The 17092-nt window shown below is 37.3% G+C and carries 20 protein-coding genes; 5 read left to right on the top strand and 15 right to left on the bottom strand.

The features are described 5' to 3' along the window. Positions 1 to 18: 18 nt before the first annotated feature. Positions 19 to 651: an NAD(P)H-dependent oxidoreductase gene (locus BLW74_RS20165; RefSeq protein ID WP_089695711.1), complete on the bottom strand. Its 633-nt coding sequence runs from the start codon at positions 649 to 651 to the stop codon at positions 19 to 21. Between the two features lie 273 nt (positions 652 to 924). On the opposite strand from BLW74_RS20165, the gene BLW74_RS20160 reads away from it, so the two are divergent. Further along, positions 925 to 1677 (top strand): SDR family oxidoreductase, encoded by a 753-nt coding sequence (locus tag BLW74_RS20160; RefSeq protein WP_089695708.1) that lies wholly within the window; start codon positions 925 to 927, stop codon positions 1675 to 1677. A gap of 6 nt (positions 1678 to 1683) precedes the next feature. Here BLW74_RS20160 and BLW74_RS20155 read toward each other — a convergent pair whose 3' ends face one another. The 14 genes from BLW74_RS20155 to BLW74_RS20090 all read right to left on the bottom strand — a co-directional run bounded on the left by BLW74_RS20155 (position 1684) and on the right by BLW74_RS20090 (position 13478). Further along, the gene (locus BLW74_RS20155) at positions 1684 to 1995 is read right to left on the bottom strand and encodes a hypothetical protein (RefSeq protein WP_089695704.1); all 312 of its coding nucleotides are present in this window, start codon (positions 1993 to 1995) and stop codon (positions 1684 to 1686) included. A gap of 66 nt (positions 1996 to 2061) precedes the next feature. After that, complete coding sequence (locus tag BLW74_RS20150) at positions 2062 to 3021, bottom strand: protein-glutamine glutaminase (protein ID WP_089695701.1); 960 nt, start codon at positions 3019 to 3021, stop codon at positions 2062 to 2064. A gap of 440 nt (positions 3022 to 3461) precedes the next feature. Then, complete coding sequence (gene lipB / locus BLW74_RS20145) at positions 3462 to 4190, bottom strand: lipoyl(octanoyl) transferase LipB (protein ID WP_089695698.1); 729 nt, start codon at positions 4188 to 4190, stop codon at positions 3462 to 3464. 31 nt (positions 4191 to 4221) lie between these two features. Further along, positions 4222 to 4956, bottom strand: a complete 735-nt coding sequence (gene trpA, locus BLW74_RS20140; protein ID WP_089695695.1) for a tryptophan synthase subunit alpha — start codon at positions 4954 to 4956, stop codon at positions 4222 to 4224. An 87-nt stretch (positions 4957 to 5043) separates the two neighbouring features. After that, entirely contained in the window at positions 5044 to 6222 is a 1179-nt protein-coding gene (trpB, locus tag BLW74_RS20135) for a tryptophan synthase subunit beta (RefSeq protein WP_089695692.1), read from the bottom strand. A 3-nt stretch (positions 6223 to 6225) separates the two neighbouring features. Next, positions 6226 to 6771 carry a GNAT family N-acetyltransferase gene (locus BLW74_RS20130; protein ID WP_089695687.1) on the bottom strand — a complete coding sequence of 182 codons (546 nt, stop codon included), beginning with the start codon at positions 6769 to 6771 and terminating at the stop codon, positions 6226 to 6228. Next, a complete protein-coding gene (locus BLW74_RS20125; RefSeq protein WP_089695684.1) occupies positions 6768 to 7280 on the bottom strand; it encodes a hypothetical protein in 513 nt (170 codons plus the stop codon). Before BLW74_RS20125 ends, BLW74_RS20130 begins: the two co-directional genes overlap by 4 nt. Before the next feature lie 21 nt (positions 7281 to 7301). Further along, complete coding sequence (locus BLW74_RS20120; protein WP_089695681.1) at positions 7302 to 7985, bottom strand: phosphoribosylanthranilate isomerase; 684 nt, start codon at positions 7983 to 7985, stop codon at positions 7302 to 7304. A 2-nt stretch (positions 7986 to 7987) separates the two neighbouring features. Then, positions 7988 to 8770, bottom strand: a complete 783-nt coding sequence (gene trpC / locus BLW74_RS20115; RefSeq protein WP_089695677.1) for an indole-3-glycerol phosphate synthase TrpC — start codon at positions 8768 to 8770, stop codon at positions 7988 to 7990. Between the two features lie 44 nt (positions 8771 to 8814). Further along, a complete protein-coding gene (trpD, locus tag BLW74_RS20110; protein WP_089696186.1) occupies positions 8815 to 9801 on the bottom strand; it encodes an anthranilate phosphoribosyltransferase in 987 nt (328 codons plus the stop codon). 41 nt (positions 9802 to 9842) lie between these two features. Then, positions 9843 to 10445, bottom strand: a complete 603-nt coding sequence (locus BLW74_RS20105) for an anthranilate synthase component II (protein ID WP_089695673.1) — start codon at positions 10443 to 10445, stop codon at positions 9843 to 9845. A gap of 76 nt (positions 10446 to 10521) precedes the next feature. Beyond that, a complete protein-coding gene (locus tag BLW74_RS20100; RefSeq protein WP_089695670.1) occupies positions 10522 to 11946 on the bottom strand; it encodes an anthranilate synthase component I family protein in 1425 nt (474 codons plus the stop codon). Between the two features lie 246 nt (positions 11947 to 12192). Beyond that, on the bottom strand, positions 12193 to 12834 hold the full coding sequence (locus tag BLW74_RS20095) for a hypothetical protein (protein WP_089695667.1): 642 nt from the start codon (positions 12832 to 12834) through the stop codon (positions 12193 to 12195). Between the two features lie 182 nt (positions 12835 to 13016). After that, on the bottom strand, positions 13017 to 13478 hold the full coding sequence (locus BLW74_RS20090) for a cupin domain-containing protein (protein ID WP_228424983.1): 462 nt from the start codon (positions 13476 to 13478) through the stop codon (positions 13017 to 13019). Between the two features lie 191 nt (positions 13479 to 13669). Between BLW74_RS20090 and BLW74_RS20085 the strand changes: the two genes are divergently transcribed. The 4 genes from BLW74_RS20085 to lysS all read left to right on the top strand — a co-directional run bounded on the left by BLW74_RS20085 (position 13670) and on the right by lysS (position 17065). Further along, entirely contained in the window at positions 13670 to 13888 is a 219-nt protein-coding gene (locus BLW74_RS20085; RefSeq protein WP_089695663.1) for a hypothetical protein, read from the top strand. Then, positions 13888 to 14262, top strand: coding sequence for a c-type cytochrome (locus tag BLW74_RS20080; protein ID WP_089695659.1), 375 nt, complete (start codon positions 13888 to 13890; stop codon positions 14260 to 14262). Before BLW74_RS20085 ends, BLW74_RS20080 begins: the two co-directional genes overlap by 1 nt. Positions 14263 to 14265: 3 nt before the next feature. Then, positions 14266 to 15195 carry a 23S rRNA (adenine(1618)-N(6))-methyltransferase RlmF gene (rlmF, locus tag BLW74_RS20075; RefSeq protein WP_089695655.1) on the top strand — a complete coding sequence of 310 codons (930 nt, stop codon included), beginning with the start codon at positions 14266 to 14268 and terminating at the stop codon, positions 15193 to 15195. A 172-nt stretch (positions 15196 to 15367) separates the two neighbouring features. Continuing rightward, positions 15368 to 17065: a lysine--tRNA ligase gene (gene lysS / locus BLW74_RS20070; protein ID WP_089695652.1), complete on the top strand. Its 1698-nt coding sequence runs from the start codon at positions 15368 to 15370 to the stop codon at positions 17063 to 17065. Positions 17066 to 17092 lie beyond the last annotated feature (27 nt).

Raw genomic sequence — 17092 nt, 5'->3', positions numbered from 1 at the left:
AAAGATTCGATGAAGGTATTACTTTTTTATAATAAATTCATCCATTGGAATTCTGACTTTTTTCATAGAAGACAGCCAGTCATTAGCTTCATCACGGTATCCCAGATATAAAAGACTTACACTTTTAAGTCCTAATTCTTTTAAGCCAAGTACTTCATCTACTAATTCATTGCTGAATCCTTCTGCCGGGGTACTGTCGATTTTAAGTTCGGCAGCCTGAGCAAGAGCAATTCCTAGGGCAATATAGGTCTGGCGTGCAGTATGTGCAAAATGCTCTTCAGGAGTCTGAGCTCCGTATATTTCCTTGATTTTATCGGTATAACTTCCGAAACGGCCTCTTGGAAGGTCTCTTACATCGGTATGATAGTCGTAAACTTTGTCAATTTTTTCATTAGAATAGCTGTCCCATGCTGCGAAGACCAAAACGTGAGATGAGTCTCTCATGACTTCAGGATTCAAAGCGCCTGCTACCATTTTTTCTTTCAGTTCCTGATTTTCCACTACAATAATTCGGAAGGGCTGCAATCCCGATGAAGTAGGAGCCAGTCTTGCTGATTCAAGAATTGTATTAAGATCTTCCTGTGATACTTTTTTGGTAGGATCATAAGCTTTTACGGCATGTCTCCAGTTTAGATTTTCTATTAATGACATTTTTCTTTTTGTTTTAAATTAAACTATTTGTTGAATATTAACTTCAGTTTTGTATCCTGACTCAATTAACATTACAAAGATAAAGCCAATTTAATTGTGCGCAATTTAATTTTGAAAGATTTTATTGATGGCAATTATTGATGAACTTTAAAAAGGCAATAAGAAGAAGACAAGAGGAGCGTACAGATTAATTTTTATGTATTTCAGCAAGATCCGGATTTTTTCAGCAGAGGAGTATTCCAATCTTTGTAGTGGAAATTTAAATAAAAAACAATGCAGAGATTTAAAAACAAAACCGCTTTAATCACGGGAGGAACCAATGGGATGGGATTGGCTACGGCCCAGAAATTTATTGAAGAAGGAGGGAAAGTTATCATCACAGGAAGAAGTGAAGAAACGGTGAGCATAGCTTTACAAAAGCTAGCGGAAATGGCATCAGGAATTGTATCTGATGCAGGAAATATGAAAGATCTGATGAACCTTCAGCAGGAAGTAAGAAAATATACTGAACATATTGATCTGGTATTTCCCAATGCAGGATACGGCAGATTTGCTCCTGTAGAATATGTAGATGAAAAGCAGTTTGATGAACTCTTTAATATGCTGGTGAAAGGGCCATTTTTCACAGTACAGCAGATATTGCCTATGATGAAAAACGGTAGTTCTGTCATATTCAATACTTCAGTGGCAACGGAGATTGCCATGCCTAATTTTTCAGTATATTCTGCGGCAAAATCTGCGGTGCAGTCGATGATCAAAACTTTTGCCGTAGAACTTACCGAACGTGGAATTCGTGTCAATGGAGTAAGCCCCGGACATATTAAAACCAATATTTTCAATAATACAGGTTTAACCGGAGAACAGATAGAAAATGCCATAGAGGATATCATCCCTACAATACCTTTTAAGAGGCAGGGTGAACCGTCAGAAATAGCTAGTGTAGTTCTGTTTCTGGCTTCAGAAGAAGCTTCCTACATTCATGGAGCCGAGATAAAAGTAGATGCTGGAATTTCTGTAATCAGATAAGCCTGATTATTTCACTTCTTTGATTTCTTTGATGATATTGGTTTTATTTTCAATACCAATATTATAAGTCTTACTTTTTTTAAAGCTTTGCGTGGCTTTTTCAAGAAGGTCCTTATAATCCGCTGATTTTTTCGAGAGATAAAAAACCTGAGCACTTATTCCAATGGAAACGCGCACAAGCTCATTCGGTTTGTCAGGATCTTCGGTAATATTTGAAATGGTGGCATTATTATACCAGGTTAAGTTCTGTGAACTGGAATTACCGGAACAGGATATAATCATAAACAGAAGTAATAGTAGATAGGACCAGGCTTTCATAACAAAAGTTTTAGAGAAAAGCTCCTGCAATATAGTAAAATAAGGCAGGAGCTCTATAGAAGTTAATTAAAATCCACAGCTTCCTACGCTAGGTGCAGGAGAAGGGGAGCATCCTGAAAGGGATGAGAAAATATTCAATACACAATTGGTATTAACATAGTTATTATCATACAGTAAAGAACCGGATGGGCTTCTGTAGTATACATTTCCTGCTGTATTGGCATAAGAAGAAACAGAAGCAGATCCGCAGCTTGTATTGGTACACGCAGCTCTCCATGCAGTATCTGTTACAGGTCCGCTGGAGAATAATGAAGGATCTATAATTCTTTTCTCAACAATTCCGGAAGCATTTTTAAAGCTTACCAAAATGGCTACGTGATATACCCAGGATACACAGCAGGTTCCTGTAGAAGCTCTAAGGTTACCGTAAACGAACTGCTTCTCGCAGTCATAACCTGCATTAAGAAGGATTTGTCTCATTTTATGAGCTCTTGCATAGCATCCGTCAACAGGATATCTGAAAGTAATACACGGTGAGGACGCTGTAGAAGTTCCGCAAGCCTGATTTTTGATCTGGGTGAATAAGCTGTTCAAAGTGGCAAGGTTTGGAATAACACTTACTGCTTTTTTGCTGTCGCCCCTCTCTTCTTTATTGAATACAGATTTGAAATAACGGATGTCATCAGCAGTTGCTTTGTCTACCTTTGCGATTTCGTTAGAATTGGCTTTCAGAAAAATCTGAACAGGAGTTTCATTTTCTACAGCTTCTTTGATCATAGAGATATATCCCGCATTTTCCTTTGTATCTTTAAGGTGATACGGCTGCGCTGAAACCATAAAGGAAACTCTAAACTTCCCGTCTTCTTTTTCTATCCCTACCGGAACAGTTTTACCGAAATCTTTCATGGCAACTTCGTTAGACTCTTTGGCTACAAGATTAGGATCCTGATTGGCGCTTGAATCTGAGCAGGCATTGAATGACAGCATTGTCACGAATACCATCATGGATAACAGAAATTTTTTCATAGTTTTTATATTTTGGTGGTTAATTGTAAGTGAACTTTGCAGTGGTGATAGTTCACTATTTTGTGATATTAAAAGTAATAAAAAATAAAATACTTGCAAGCATTTTATTTAAAAAATTCATAATTGTGCTATATTTTTGATTATATAATCTTGAAAATGGTATAAATGCTGGTGATTTTGATGGTGAATTAATAGAAAAAAAGGAAAATTTTAAAATTGTTAAATCTGTCATTTTTGCGGTTTGGATTCCTACGGAATAGACAAGGTGGATAAATATATCTGTTTTAGCTGACTAAAGCACATCTAGTGTACGCATCATCTATCCATCATTTGGTGTATTCTAGGAATCTATGCAATCCAAAGAATAACAATCGAATTTAAACTAAAAACCCGGTTTCAATAACTGAAACCGGGTTTTGGTATGTCTTAATGTGCCAAGATTATTTGTAGATCAATTCCGCCTGAAAAACATCTGCAAAATGTTTTCTGATCTTAGCTTTCAGTTCTTCCATTTCTTCTGGCGTGAGTTCCCTCTCAAGCTCTCTTTTTAAAGAAGTAACCTGCTTATCCTTAATTCCGCATGGGATGATGTATTCAAAATAACGCATATCGGTATTCACATTCAATGCGAAACCATGAAGGGTAACCCATCGGGATGCTTTCACTCCCATAGCGCACATTTTTCTGGCATAAGGTTTTCCTACATCCAGCCATACTCCGGTTTCTCCGGGCGAGCGTTCTCCTTTAATACCATATTCGGCAATGGTTCGGATGATCACTTCTTCCAGATTTCTCATATACAAATGAATATCCGTGAAAAAGTTTTCAAGATCCAGAATAGGGTAGCCTACAACCTGTCCGTAACCATGATACGTAATATCTCCGCCACGGTTTACTTTAACGAAAGTAGCATCAATTTCTTTCAGCTTATCAATACCGGCAAGCATATTTTCTTCGTGTCCGCTTTTTCCCAGCGTATAAACATGCGGATGCTCCACAAAAAGAAGATGGTTGGGCGTTGTACTGTGCTGCTCAGCAGGAAGATCTCTGTTTTTTATTTTGGTATCAATAATGTTTTTCATCAGCTGTTCCTGATAATCCCAGGCTGGCTGATATTCTCTGATTCCTAAATCTTCAAATTCTACTGCTTTATTCTGATTTGTATTCATTTCAATTTTTGATATACAAATTTAGTGAATTTTACCCTTTTATGGAATGGATAAAATCTATGGCACTCTTCTTCCAGTCTTTATCCTGAAGAAGGATGTTTACAAAAGCTGTCCCGATAATACCGCCATCTGCTTTTTCCGTAACGTTTTCAAAATCTTCTTTGGACTTAATTCCAAATCCGATCATTACAGGGTTTTTAAGCGGAAGAGATGCTATTCTGGAAAGGTAATCCTCATTTTTTACCACAGCATTTGCATTTCCTGTAGTAGAAGAGGAGCTTACTGCATAAAGAAAACCTGAGCTTAAGGAATCCAGATACATCATCCTTTCATCAGATGTTTCCGGAGTAACAAGGAATGTGAAATTGAGATTATATTGCTTTAAAATATGCTGATAGTTTTTCTCAAACTCAATAGGAGGGAGGTCAGGAAGAATCAGCCCTGAAACACCACTTTCCGCACATGCTGCACAGAATTTTTCAAACCCGAAGCTTAATACAGGATTGATATAACCCATCAGAATAACCGGAATTTTGATTTCGTTTTTGATGGCTTTTAGTTGAGACAGGAGTTTTTCAATGGTCATTCCGTTTTGTAGAGCCTGTTCATGAGCTTTCTGGATGACAGGTCCGTCTGCCACAGGATCAGAATAGGGCATTCCGATTTCAATCATATCTGCTCCGGAATCCTGAATCAGTTGTATAATATCAGCAGTATCTTCCAGTTGAGGAATTCCTGCTGTGAAATATATATTTAGTTTTTTCATTTTTTATTGTATTAAAGTGTAATGTACAAAGTATAATGTAATGAATTCCGGCCGGGGAAATACATTGTACATTCTACGTCCGACATTTTACAGATTTTTCAAATAGGTTTCCATATCCTTATCTCCGCGGCCACTCAGACAAATAACCACAATATCATCTTCATTAAACTTTTTCTTGTCTAAAACTGCCAGGGCATGAGAGCTTTCCAATGCAGGAATAATTCCTTCCAGCCGGGTAAGTTCAAAAGCACACCGTAAAGCTTCTTCATCATTAATGCTAAAGAATTCTGCTCTTTTTTCTTTAAATAAATGCGCATGGAAAGGGCCTATACCCGGATAATCCAGGCCTGCAGAAATAGAATGGGGCTCAATAACCTGTCCGTCTTCCGTCTGCATGACAAGGCTTTTGCTTCCGTGAAGCACTCCCAGCGTTCCTAAAAATGTAGTTGCCGCAGATTTCCCGGAATTCACTCCTAATCCTCCGGCTTCGGCAGCAATAATTTGTACTTCTTTTTCCTCTACAAAATGATAGAAAGTTCCTGCAGCATTACTTCCACCCCCAACACAGGCAATCACATAATCCGGGTTTTCTCTTCCTGTTTTTTCTTTGAGCTGTTCTTTAATTTCTTTTGAAATAATACTTTGAAATCTGGCAACCAAATCAGGAAAAGGATGAGGTCCTACTACACTTCCAATCACGTAATGTGTGGTTACAGGATTGTTGATCCAATCTCTTAATGCTTCATTAACCGCATCTTTAAGGGTTTTTGAACCTGAAGTAGCTGCTACAACTTCTGCACCCAGCATTTTCATTCTTGCCACATTCGGGGCCTGTCTCTGGATATCAATTTCTCCCATGTAGACAATGCATTCCAGACCTAATAAGGCACAGGCTGTAGCGGTAGCAACGCCATGCTGTCCTGCTCCCGTTTCAGCAATAATTCTGGTTTTTCCCAGCCGTTTTGCCAATAGAACCTGTCCGAGCGCATTATTGATCTTATGAGCTCCGGTATGGTTGAGGTCTTCTCTCTTTAAGTAAATTTGAGTTTTATATTTATCACTTAGATTTTTAGCGAAATATAATGGCGTAGCACGTCCCACATAGTTTTTAAGCAAATCCTGATATTCGGACTGGAAGTCTTCAGATTCTATAATATCAAGATAATTTTTTTGCAGTTCTTCTACATTAGGATAAAGCATTTCGGGGATAAAGGCGCCTCCAAACTCTCCGTAATATCCGTTTTCATCGGGATTTTTATAATTCATTTTTTATTCTTTAGTCATTAAATAAGCGTTGTTTTGTGAACTTAGCTGGTTAAGCAGTTCTTTTTTTTCCATTGACATATGAAAAATCAAAATATCATCATCCTCAGCATTCACCCATTCCGAGCCAATACTTTCTTTGATCATTTTGGCTTTGTCATGGAGAATCTCCACATTACATTTTTCATAAAAGGGACGAAGTTCAGCATGACAAAAACCTATGGTCTCTATATTTCTCAGACTGACATTTTCTTTGAAACTCCGGACCAGATCCGCACCATATCCTTGCTTTCTATGAGCGGCTACCAGTCCTACTGCTTCTGCAAAAGTATATTCTGTGTCTCGTATTCTTAAGATAAAATCAAAATTTACCCTCATAACGGCAAGGATATTGTCTGAGGCATCCAACAGAAAATGGAATTCCGAATCTTTAAAAAAAGAGCGGAAATAGATTGATTTCATATTGTTCCAGGCAGAAATATCCCAAAGTTTGAGAATATGTTCAATCTCGCTTTCCGTTAAATCTTTCGTTTCTTTTATCTGATATTTCATGGGTTCAAACTGTTAATAAATGTGAGATGATAATCGTATTGCTGCTTGGTGATCAGCTTTTTGTAATATAACAATTCTATTTTATGCATCAAATCAATTAAGGTTGCTTTATCTATTGTAGACTGGTACATTGTAATAGCAATTTCCAGATTGTCAATGAGAAAATAGGGATCGGAATCTTCATACAGCAGAAATATTTTAGCATAAATTTTTCCCAAATCATATTTTATCACTGATTTTACGTGAGCTTCTAAAAATTTATCGGAAATAATCACCAGATAATAACTGTTCCATAAGGATATCCTCTCAAAAAAATACTGAATATCACTTTCTTCAAAATCTTTAATGATACTCACAAATTCAGACAACAGCCCGCCCACTTCCCAGTGTTCAATATTGCTGTCGTTTTGAGAAACAAAGTGGTACAGGTTCTGTATTTTCTCATTTCCAAATTTGGGTGGAAATAATGTTTTATAAAATGTCTTTTTTAATAAGTGTATGTTCATCATTGTGTGTATTTATAGTACAGATTATCGGTTGTTCTGGTATAATTCTCTGAATTTTTTTATGCTGCTGATATTTTTATTTCCCGGTTCCGTCTCAAACTTCGAATTGATGTCTAAAGCGAAAGGCCGCTGCTGTAATGTTTTTATATTTCCGATATTTTCTTCAGAGATACCACCGCTTAAAAAGTAGGGAAGTGGAATCTCCAATTCATTCAGAATATTCCAGTCAAATTGTTCTCCTGTTCCTCCAAACGCTTTACTGTCTGTATCAAAAAGATAAAAGTTTACGTGCGGCACACAGGAAGAAAGTGTTGGTACTATCTTATCTTTGTTACCCTCATCATTTTTTCCTACTCTTATTACTTTGATAATTCCTACTTCAGGATTTAGTTTTTGTCTTAAATCGACAATGAAATCATTACTTTCATCACCGTGAAGCTGTACGAAATTCAATCCTGCCAGCTGAACAGTTTTTACAATGACATCGGTTTTTTCATTGACAAAGACACCTACTTTTCCATGATGTTTAATAGCGGAAATTTCTTCCCTACTCAAATGGTCCAGAACATATCTCGGTGATTTCTGATAGAAGATAAATCCAAGAAAATCTACATTCATAGAAATCAGCTCCTGAATCTGATCCGGTTTTGTAAGACCGCAGACTTTGAGTTGAGGGGGCACGTTTGAAAGTGTTGGTTGCAGGCTCATTATTACTGATTTACAATTTGGGAAGAAAATTCTTCAAAAGCTTTGGCCGGCTTGGCGTTTTTCATAAAGTATTCACCCATCAGGAAACCATCAAATCCTTTTTCTCTTAAAAACTTAAAATCTTCAAGACTGTAGATACCGCTTTCTGCCACGGATAAAACTTCTTTCGGAAGTTGGTTTTTTAACTGAACAGAATGTTGAAGATCGACCTTAAAATCTTTAAGATTTCTGTTATTGATCCCTACTAAGTCAATTTTTGTATTGAAATGCTTCAGTTCTTCTTCTGTATGAATTTCCAGTAACACTTCCATTTTGAGCTCGTGCGCAAGATCAGTAAATTCCTCTACTTGAGAAGGTGAAAGGCAAGATGCAATCAGTAAAATGACATCCGCACCAATACTTTTGGCTTCGTAAAACTGATATTCATCAATCATGAAATCTTTTCGTAAAATCGGAATATTAATATCATTTCTTACATTTAGAATATCATTTAAATTTCCTCCGAAGAAATCGTAATCAGTAAGGATAGAAATTCCGCTGGCTCCAAAGCTTTCGTATGCTGAAACCACGTCCAAAGGCTCAACACGGTTGTTGATGATTCCTTTTGATGGTGATTGTCTTTTAAACTCAGCGATGATACCACTTTTAGTTTGGATGGATTCTTTCAATGAATAAGTTGGTCTTCCAAAAAAAGCTGTGCTTTTTAACCGGTCAGGAGAAATGCGCGATTTTGCCGTGGCAACTTCCTCTTTTTTTCGTTCAATAATTTTATCCAGTATGGTCATTTTTTTGTGTTTAAAATTTCTTAATGGTAAAAAAAATAATAAGATTAATGAATTAAAAGATTAAAACTATTCAATGCTTTTCCACTTTGTAAACTTTCTTTAGCCAGCAGAAGGCAGTCTTCATAACTCCCGAATTTATGAGTGCTATAAAGGGCTACCGAAGCGTTGGCAAGGATTACTGAGTTCTGCTGCTCCGTACCTTTTCCATCTAAAATATTCATAAATATTTTTGCTGTTTCCTGAATAGAATTTCCTGCTTTAATATCCTCAAGCGTTACCGGACTGAAACCTAAATCTTCCGCAGAATAGATTTCTTCCCCTTTTTTTGTGATGATTTTGCTGTCATCAGTAAGGCTTATTTCATCATATCCGTCAAGACCATGTACCAGCATAAACTCACGTTCTTCTTTTTGCAGGAGATACTGATAAATCCTTGCGATTTCCAGATTATAAACTCCAATCATTGAATATTTGGGTTTTGCCGGATTTACTAACGGTCCCAGCAGATTAAAAAATGTTCTCAATCCCAAAGATTTTCTTAATAATCCCACCGATTGCAGTGCAGGGTGAAAATGAGGAGCATGTAAAAAGCAGATGTTGGCTCTTTCAAGGTCTTCATTCAATTGTTCTGAGCTGTTTTTAAACTGATAACCCAGCTCTTCAAGTACATTTGATGAACCTGTAACGGTAGAAGCACCGTAATTCCCATGTTTGGTTACCTTTTGTCCGGCTCCTGCCACTACAAAGCTGGCCAGAGTGGAGATATTGATAGTATCTTTTCCGTCACCTCCGGTTCCTACAATGTCGATGGCATCACTGGCATCAAGATCTACAGAAACCGCCATCTGTAATAATGCTTCTCTGAATCCTTCCAGTTCTTTCAATGTGATGCTTCGCATCAGGAAAACGCTGATGAAAGCGGTTACTTCCGCAGCATTGAATTTGTTCTGCGCAATTTCAATCATCATAGCCTTGGCTTCAGATTTAGACAGCGTATTATGGTTAAACAGGTATTGCAGTATTTCTTTCATTTGTGGTGTTTTTATTGTTGTTGCAGGGGTTTCAAAGGTTTTCATGACAACAGGAAGTTTTTAATAATTACTTCTCCTTCCGGCGTTAAAATACTTTCAGGATGAAACTGTACTCCGTGTACATCATAGGTTTTGTGCTGTAAAGCCATGATCATTCCGTCTTTATCTACAGCGGTAATTTCCAGTTCTTCGGGGAAGCCTTCAGGATTGACTGCCCAGCTGTGGTATCTCCCCACTTCCAGTCCTGAATGTAAATCTTTGAACAGTTTGGTGTTTTCTTTTACCAGTTCAGTAGTGGTTGCCACTCCATGGAAAATTTCAGTCAGGTTAATCAGACTTCCTCCGAAAGCCTCTGCAATGGCCTGCTGACCAAGACATACTCCAAGAATACTTTTTGTAGGAGCATATTCCTTAATAAGGCTTAATAAAATACCTGCTTCTTCAGGAATTCCGGGACCGGGAGAAAGAATGATTTTGTCATATGTTCCAACCTCTTCAAGAGTTATCTGATCATTTCTTACCACATCCACCCTATGATTCAGAATTCTTTCAATAATCTGAACAAGGTTATAGGTGAAGCTGTCGTAATTATCAAAAACGAGAACTTTAAGCGGCGGCTGTTGAGTGTTTATATTGTTGTTCATTGCTTTTTTGTTAGGAGTTGCTGTTTTTTTGCTAGATGCTAGATGCTAGATGCTAGATGCTTTATTGCTGGGTTATTTATTTTTCAACTATTTTTTCAGCTTTTTCTACGGCTTTTTTTAATGCATTCAGTTTGTTGTTGACTTCCTGCAGTTCGCTCTCAGGGACAGATTTGGCAACAAGTCCGGCACCAGCTTGATAAAATAAAGTGTTGTTTTTGCTTAAAAAAGTTCTGATCATAATAGCCTGGTTGCAGGTTCCATTTAAACCGATAATTCCGATACAGCCGCCATAATATCCACGGGAATCTTTTTCGTATTGATTGATCAGCTGAAGCGCTTTATGCTTTGGTGCACCGCTCAGTGTTCCCTGAGGGAAAGTGGCAGAAACCATTTCAAGAGGATTGATATTATCTTCAACATCTGCTGTCACTTCACTCACCATATGAATAACGTGAGAGAACAGCTGAATTTCCTTAAGTTTAGTAACGGTTACATTTTTTCCAAGCTTTCCCAAATCATTTCTGGCCAGATCCACCAGCATGGTATGTTCTGCATTTTCTTTGGGATCAGCCTTTAAAACTTCGATCGCTTCAAGATCCGCTTCAAAATTTCCTGTTCTCTTCGAAGTTCCGGCAATCGGGTGAATGATCGCTTTGTTATTTTTGATGATCAACTGGCTTTCAGGACTTGATCCGAATAATTTGTAATTTCCGTAATCAAAATAGAACAGGTAAGGGGAAGGGTTTATGTTTCTCAGCGCACGGTATACATTGAATTCATCTCCTTTGAATTTCTGTTCAAATCTTCTGCTCAGAACCAGCTGGAAGACATCTCCCCGCATACAGTGTTTCTGAGCTGTCTTTACCAGTTCAAGATACTCTTCATTGGTGATATTAGAGGTTTCCTCGCTCGTTTTCTCAAAAGGATAAACCGGAGTATTCTGATTTTTAATAAGATTTTCTAAAAGATTAAGTTCAGATTTTATCCCATCAATAAAGTTTTCAATAATATGCATTTCATCGTTGAAATGGTTGATAGCAATCACATATTGATATAATCTGTATCTCATCACAGGAATTTCAACTTCCTTGCTTTGTGGTTTAAGATTGATGTTTTCAAAAAACTGAACCGCTTCAAAGCTTGTATAGCCAAAAAGGCTCTGAGCTGTCTGCTCTATCGGATCATTCGTTTTTTCGCAGGTAAAAATATTCCTGAAATTTTCAAATAGATCGGTGATCTTCTGGTTACCGATCTGTTGTTTTACAGGAGACGAAGCAGGAAGCTTGATTTCATATTCATCGAGGTTTTTCACCTCAATACCCGCAATAGCATTGACCGCAATAAAGGAAAAATTATTATCAATACTTTTTGAATCCGAGCTTTCCAGAAGGATGGTATCACGGAATTTATCCCTGATCTTAAGATAAATATTCATGGGAGTATGAAGGTCTCCCAGTGTTTTTTTCGAAACAGTTTTTATTGTAATTGTGTTTGTAAACATCTTGTTGTTTTTTGTAAGATTTAGGAATAAAAAAAGGCTTTAACGGTATCCGTCAAAGCCTATATATTGTTTTTTGTTTATTTCTGCTGTAGTTAACAACATGACAATACCTCCAGACCCGACGAAGAGTTTGAAAGCCACCACCAAATATTGTTGTTCATTTTTAACATGGGACAAATGTAGAAATTTTTTTAATACCAAGACAAAAAAATATCAAAAAATAAAAAAACTTAACATAGAAATTCTCTATTTAAGCTGCTTGAGTTCCTGTTTTAATTCCTCTATTTTTTCTTTATAAGCTGCTGTATCATCATATTTTACATAATTTTCCAGTGCATTAATATATTCTTCTATGAATTCTTTATCCGTTCTGTCTGCTTCGTATTTGGTTTTTGCAGTGTTGACAGGAGCCAGTTTTTCATTTTGCAATAAAATTTTTCCTTCCCTGGATTCGTCATAAAGGATGACCATGTTTTTTTCATATCCCGGAATGTATTTTACTGGAATATCCTTATCACCAGGTATTCTGATTGAATTTCTGATAGGGTAAATCGCTGCAGTAGTGGTAGAGAAAAAAGTAGTGGTATATTTTCCGTCCTGTTTTTTTACGATGGCTTCATAATCATGAATATACATGTCATTCAGAGTAGAATTGGTTTCTACATCCGACGTAATAATGGCAGTACTTTCCACTCCGTATCTGTTTAAAAACCATGCATTTAAAAACTGTCCGCCAACTCCGTTTAATATAGCCAGCGGAATGATCAGAATCAGAAACCATGCTTTTTTAGTCAGATAGGAGAGAAGTCCAAAGAACACAAACAACAGAATCACAGTATAAAAACCATGATGGCTGGTGAAAAACAGAATTTTTGAAATTAAAACCATGGTTTAAAGATAATTATTTTATTTAAACGCTGAGTTCGCAAAGATGTTATCAGGTTATTATTAAAACGGTCGCAAAGACGTTTCACTCAGCAAAATCCGTTGTCATTAGCTCAACGCAGTGACTTGGCGAACATCACTAAAGCTTTACCATAAATACTTTGAGAGCATCCCGCTTAAAACAGTTATTTAACTGGTTCAGACAAAGGAATATCAGGGGTTCCGCTGTAAAAGACAATTAAGGTTACTCCTTTGTCTCCGGTTTTCCCCCGGTGGCCGACATTAACCATTTCCGGCAGCACCTGCCCTTTACGAATCCACTGTGTTTTGCCGTCTTCTTTTCGTTCCACCTGAATTTCACCTTTTTCTACGTAGGCAGCATTAATGACAGGATGTTTATGCCAGTTAAGTGCTGAGTGGGGAGGTACCGCAATTTTAAGAACAGAGATTTCTGGCTGTGTAGCGGGATAGGCAGGATACAAGGTGCCATCCCATGATTTTGTCGTTTTTAATAAGGTTACCGATTCTATTGTATCAGAGTATTCTGATTGTGGATCTTCTGATGAATTAGTACAGGAAACAATAAGATAAGCTGAGACAGCAAAGAAAATAGCTTGGGATAATGTTTTTTTAGTCATAATTTTCATAGTATAGATTGATTTTTGGTGCGGATTATCCGTTATACAAAATTAGTAACCTTAATGAAATTTCTCCATAGTTTGAATTATTTTTTATGATTTGCTTAAAACGCTGTAGCCGAAAAATATTTATCAAAGAAAACATTTGTCATAAGTTTAAAACTTTATTTTTTATATTTTTGCTTCCAAATTAGAAAAAAATGAAAAAAGTATTAGCAATCGCATTTATCGGAGGTTTATTAGTAGCAAGCTGCAAAAAAAAGGTAGATCACTCTTTACAGGACAGCAATACAATGCTTGAAGAACCGGAAGCAACTACTGTTGTAGATTCTACTGCTAAAACTGCTGCTCCAGCTGCTGCAACTCCGGCTGCACCTGCTCCAGACGCGGCTAAAACAGATTCTACAGCGAAGAAATAATGAAAAAAATACTTTTAGCAGGAACATTTGGTCTGATGATCATTTCCTGTTCTAAAAAAGAAAATACAGCAGAAGTGGCCCCTTCTTCTGAAACGGGTGTTGTTTCAGAACCTGCTAAATCTAATCTTTCAGGTGATCAGATCATTGAAACATTGGATTGTTCAGGATGTCACTCTGTCAATGAGAGAATGATAGGACCTTCTTATAAGGAAATTGCAGGAAAATATTCAGAAAAAGATACAGAACTGCTGGCTTCCAAAATTATAGAAGGCGGAAGTGGAGTATGGGGAAGTGTGCCTATGGCTGCCCATCCACAGGTGTCTAAAGAAGATGCCAAAAAAATGGTGGAATATATTTTAAGTCAGAAGAAATAAAAGATGTCCGCTGAAAAATCCAGTCTGCACACAAGGAATCTGCATCGTAATCCCTATGATTTTGATCAGCTCATTTCTTGTGTGCCGGAACTGAAACACTATGTTTTCGTTAATGCTTATCAGACGGTAACCATTAATTTCAGCATTCCAAAAGCAGTCAAGCTGCTTAACAAAGCCTTACTCTTACATTTTTATACTATTAAGGGCTGGGATATTCCCGATACCAATCTTTGTCCGCCTATTCCGGGACGGGCAGATTATATACATTATATTGCCGATCTGTTAGCAGAAGATTTTGGAGAAATTCCGGACGGAAATTCTGTAAAAGGTCTGGATATAGGTACAGGAGCTAATCTTATATATCCTTTACTGGGCAGCAGATCATATGGCTGGACAATGCTGGGAACAGATGTCAATAGCGATTCTTTAAAAAATGCTCAGCATATTCTGGATCAGAATGAAGATCTTTCCTCTGTTATTCGGTTAAAAAATCAGCCTGATGCTGATCATATTTTTACCAACATCATTAATCCTGGTGACAGGTTTACCTTTACGATGTGCAATCCTCCTTTTCATGATTCTGAGGAAGCTGCCATGAAAGGGAATATCAGGAAAACCAAAAACCTCACCAAATCAAAAAAAGCTCGGCCGATTCTTAACTTTAGCGGGCAGCAATCTGAGTTGTGGTGTGAAGGTGGCGAGCTGGCCTTTATTACCAAAATGATTAATGAAAGCACCTTGTTTTCGTCACAGGTCCTTTGGTTTACGTGCCTGGTTTCTAAAAAAGATAATCTCAATAAGCTTACAAATCTTGTAAAGAAAGTAAAAGCTGCAGACGTAAAAACGATAGATATGGCCCAGGGACAAAAGACAAGCAGAATACTTGCCTGGACGTTCATTCCTCAGAAAGACAGAAAAAGCCGGGTGATTTAAATTTGAAGTAATCTTTGGAACTCCAGCGTTTAAATACCTCAATTATTGATTCCAATAGCTTACAGCCGTAATCTCAACTCGATTCCCTGTTCAGTTTTTAAAATTTCTGAAAAAAGCCATTGATGGTCAGGCCAAAAATGCCTAAATTTGTACGCTTTTAGAAAAATAAGAAATGCAATTATCAGAACAAGAAATCATTAGAAGAGAAAAGCTGAATAAGCTTACTGAAATGGGGATTAATGCGTTCCCTGCGGATGAGTATATAATTACAGATACTACGGAATCTATAAAACAGGACTTTTCTGAAAGTAAACAGGTGAAGATCGCTGGTAGATTGATGTCCCGCAGAATTCAGGGGAAGGCTTCTTTTGCAGAATTGCAGGATTCTAAAGGAAAAATTCAGGTTTATTTCAACAGAGACGAGATCTGTCCGGGTGAAGATAAAGAACTCTATAATGAAGTATACAAGCACCTTTTGGATATCGGTGATATTATCGGTATTGAGGGAGAACTGTTTACCACTCAGGTAGGAGAGAAGACGGTTTTAGTGAAAAACTTTAGGCTTCTTACAAAGGCTTTACGTCCTCTACCTCAGGCAAAAACGGATGAAAACGGTGTTGTACACGATGGGTTTACAGATCCGGAATTGAGATACAGACAGCGTTACGTAGATTTAACGGTAAATCCACAGGTTAAAGAAATTTTCGTGAAGAGAACAAAACTGTTCAATGCCATGAGAACATTCTTTAATGATGCAGGATATTTTGAAGTGGAAACTCCAATTCTACAGTCAATTCCTGGTGGAGCAGCAGCAAAACCATTTATCACGCACCACAATGCGTTAGATATTCCATTATATTTAAGAATTGCCAACGAATTGTATCTGAAAAGATTGATCGTAGGTGGTTTTGACGGAGTATATGAGTTCTCTAAAAACTTCAGAAATGAAGGGATGGACAGAACCCACAACCCGGAATTTACCGCTATGGAAATCTATGTAGCGTACAAGGATTACAACTGGATGATGGATTTCACTGAGAAATTACTGGAATTCTGTGCTATCCAGGTAAACGGAACTACAAAAGCTACATTCGGGGAACATGAAGTAGATTTCAAAGCTCCTTATCCAAGAGTTTCCATGACAGAAGCGATCCTGAAATTTACAGGTTTCGATATCACCGGAAAAACAGAGAAGGAATTATATGATTTCGCGAAATCTATCGGTATTGAAGTAAACGAAACGATGGGTAAAGGAAAATTAATTGATGAAATCTTCGGTGAAAAGTGTGAAGGAAACTTCATTCAGCCGACTTTCATTACAGATTATCCGATCGAAATGTCTCCACTGACAAAGAAACACAGAAGCAAAGAAGGCTTAACAGAGCGTTTCGAATTAATGGTATGCGGTAAAGAAATCGCGAACGCCTATTCGGAGCTTAATGATCCTATTGATCAGAGAGAGCGCTTTGAAGCACAGATGGCGTTATCTGAAAGAGGAGATGATGAAGCGATGTTCATTGATCAGGACTTCTTAAGAGCATTGGAATACGGTATGCCGCCAACTTCAGGATTAGGAATCGGTATGGACAGATTAATTATGTTCTTAACGAATAATGCCTCAATCCAGGAAGTGCTATTCTTCCCTCAGATGAGACCGGAGAAAGCGGTTCCTCAAATTGAACTGGGAGAGGATGAAAAAGTAATTCTTGAAATTCTTAATTCTCAGGAAGAAGCGATGTCTTTAGCTGAAGTAAAGGAAAGAAGCCAGCTATCCGGTAAAAAATGGGATAAAGCTTCTAAAACTTTGACAAAAAATAATATTGTGAAAGTAGAGAAGATTGACGAAAATCTTTTGATGAAACTGGCTTAAGATTTTTCAGAAAATATAAATAAAAAA

Origin of the sequence: Chryseobacterium culicis (genome assembly GCF_900108365.1) — a bacterium.
GTDB lineage: Bacteria > Bacteroidota > Bacteroidia > Flavobacteriales > Weeksellaceae > Chryseobacterium > Chryseobacterium culicis.
Note: the sequence above shows the minus strand (reverse complement) of the source record. Positions and strands in the feature narration are given on the sequence as shown.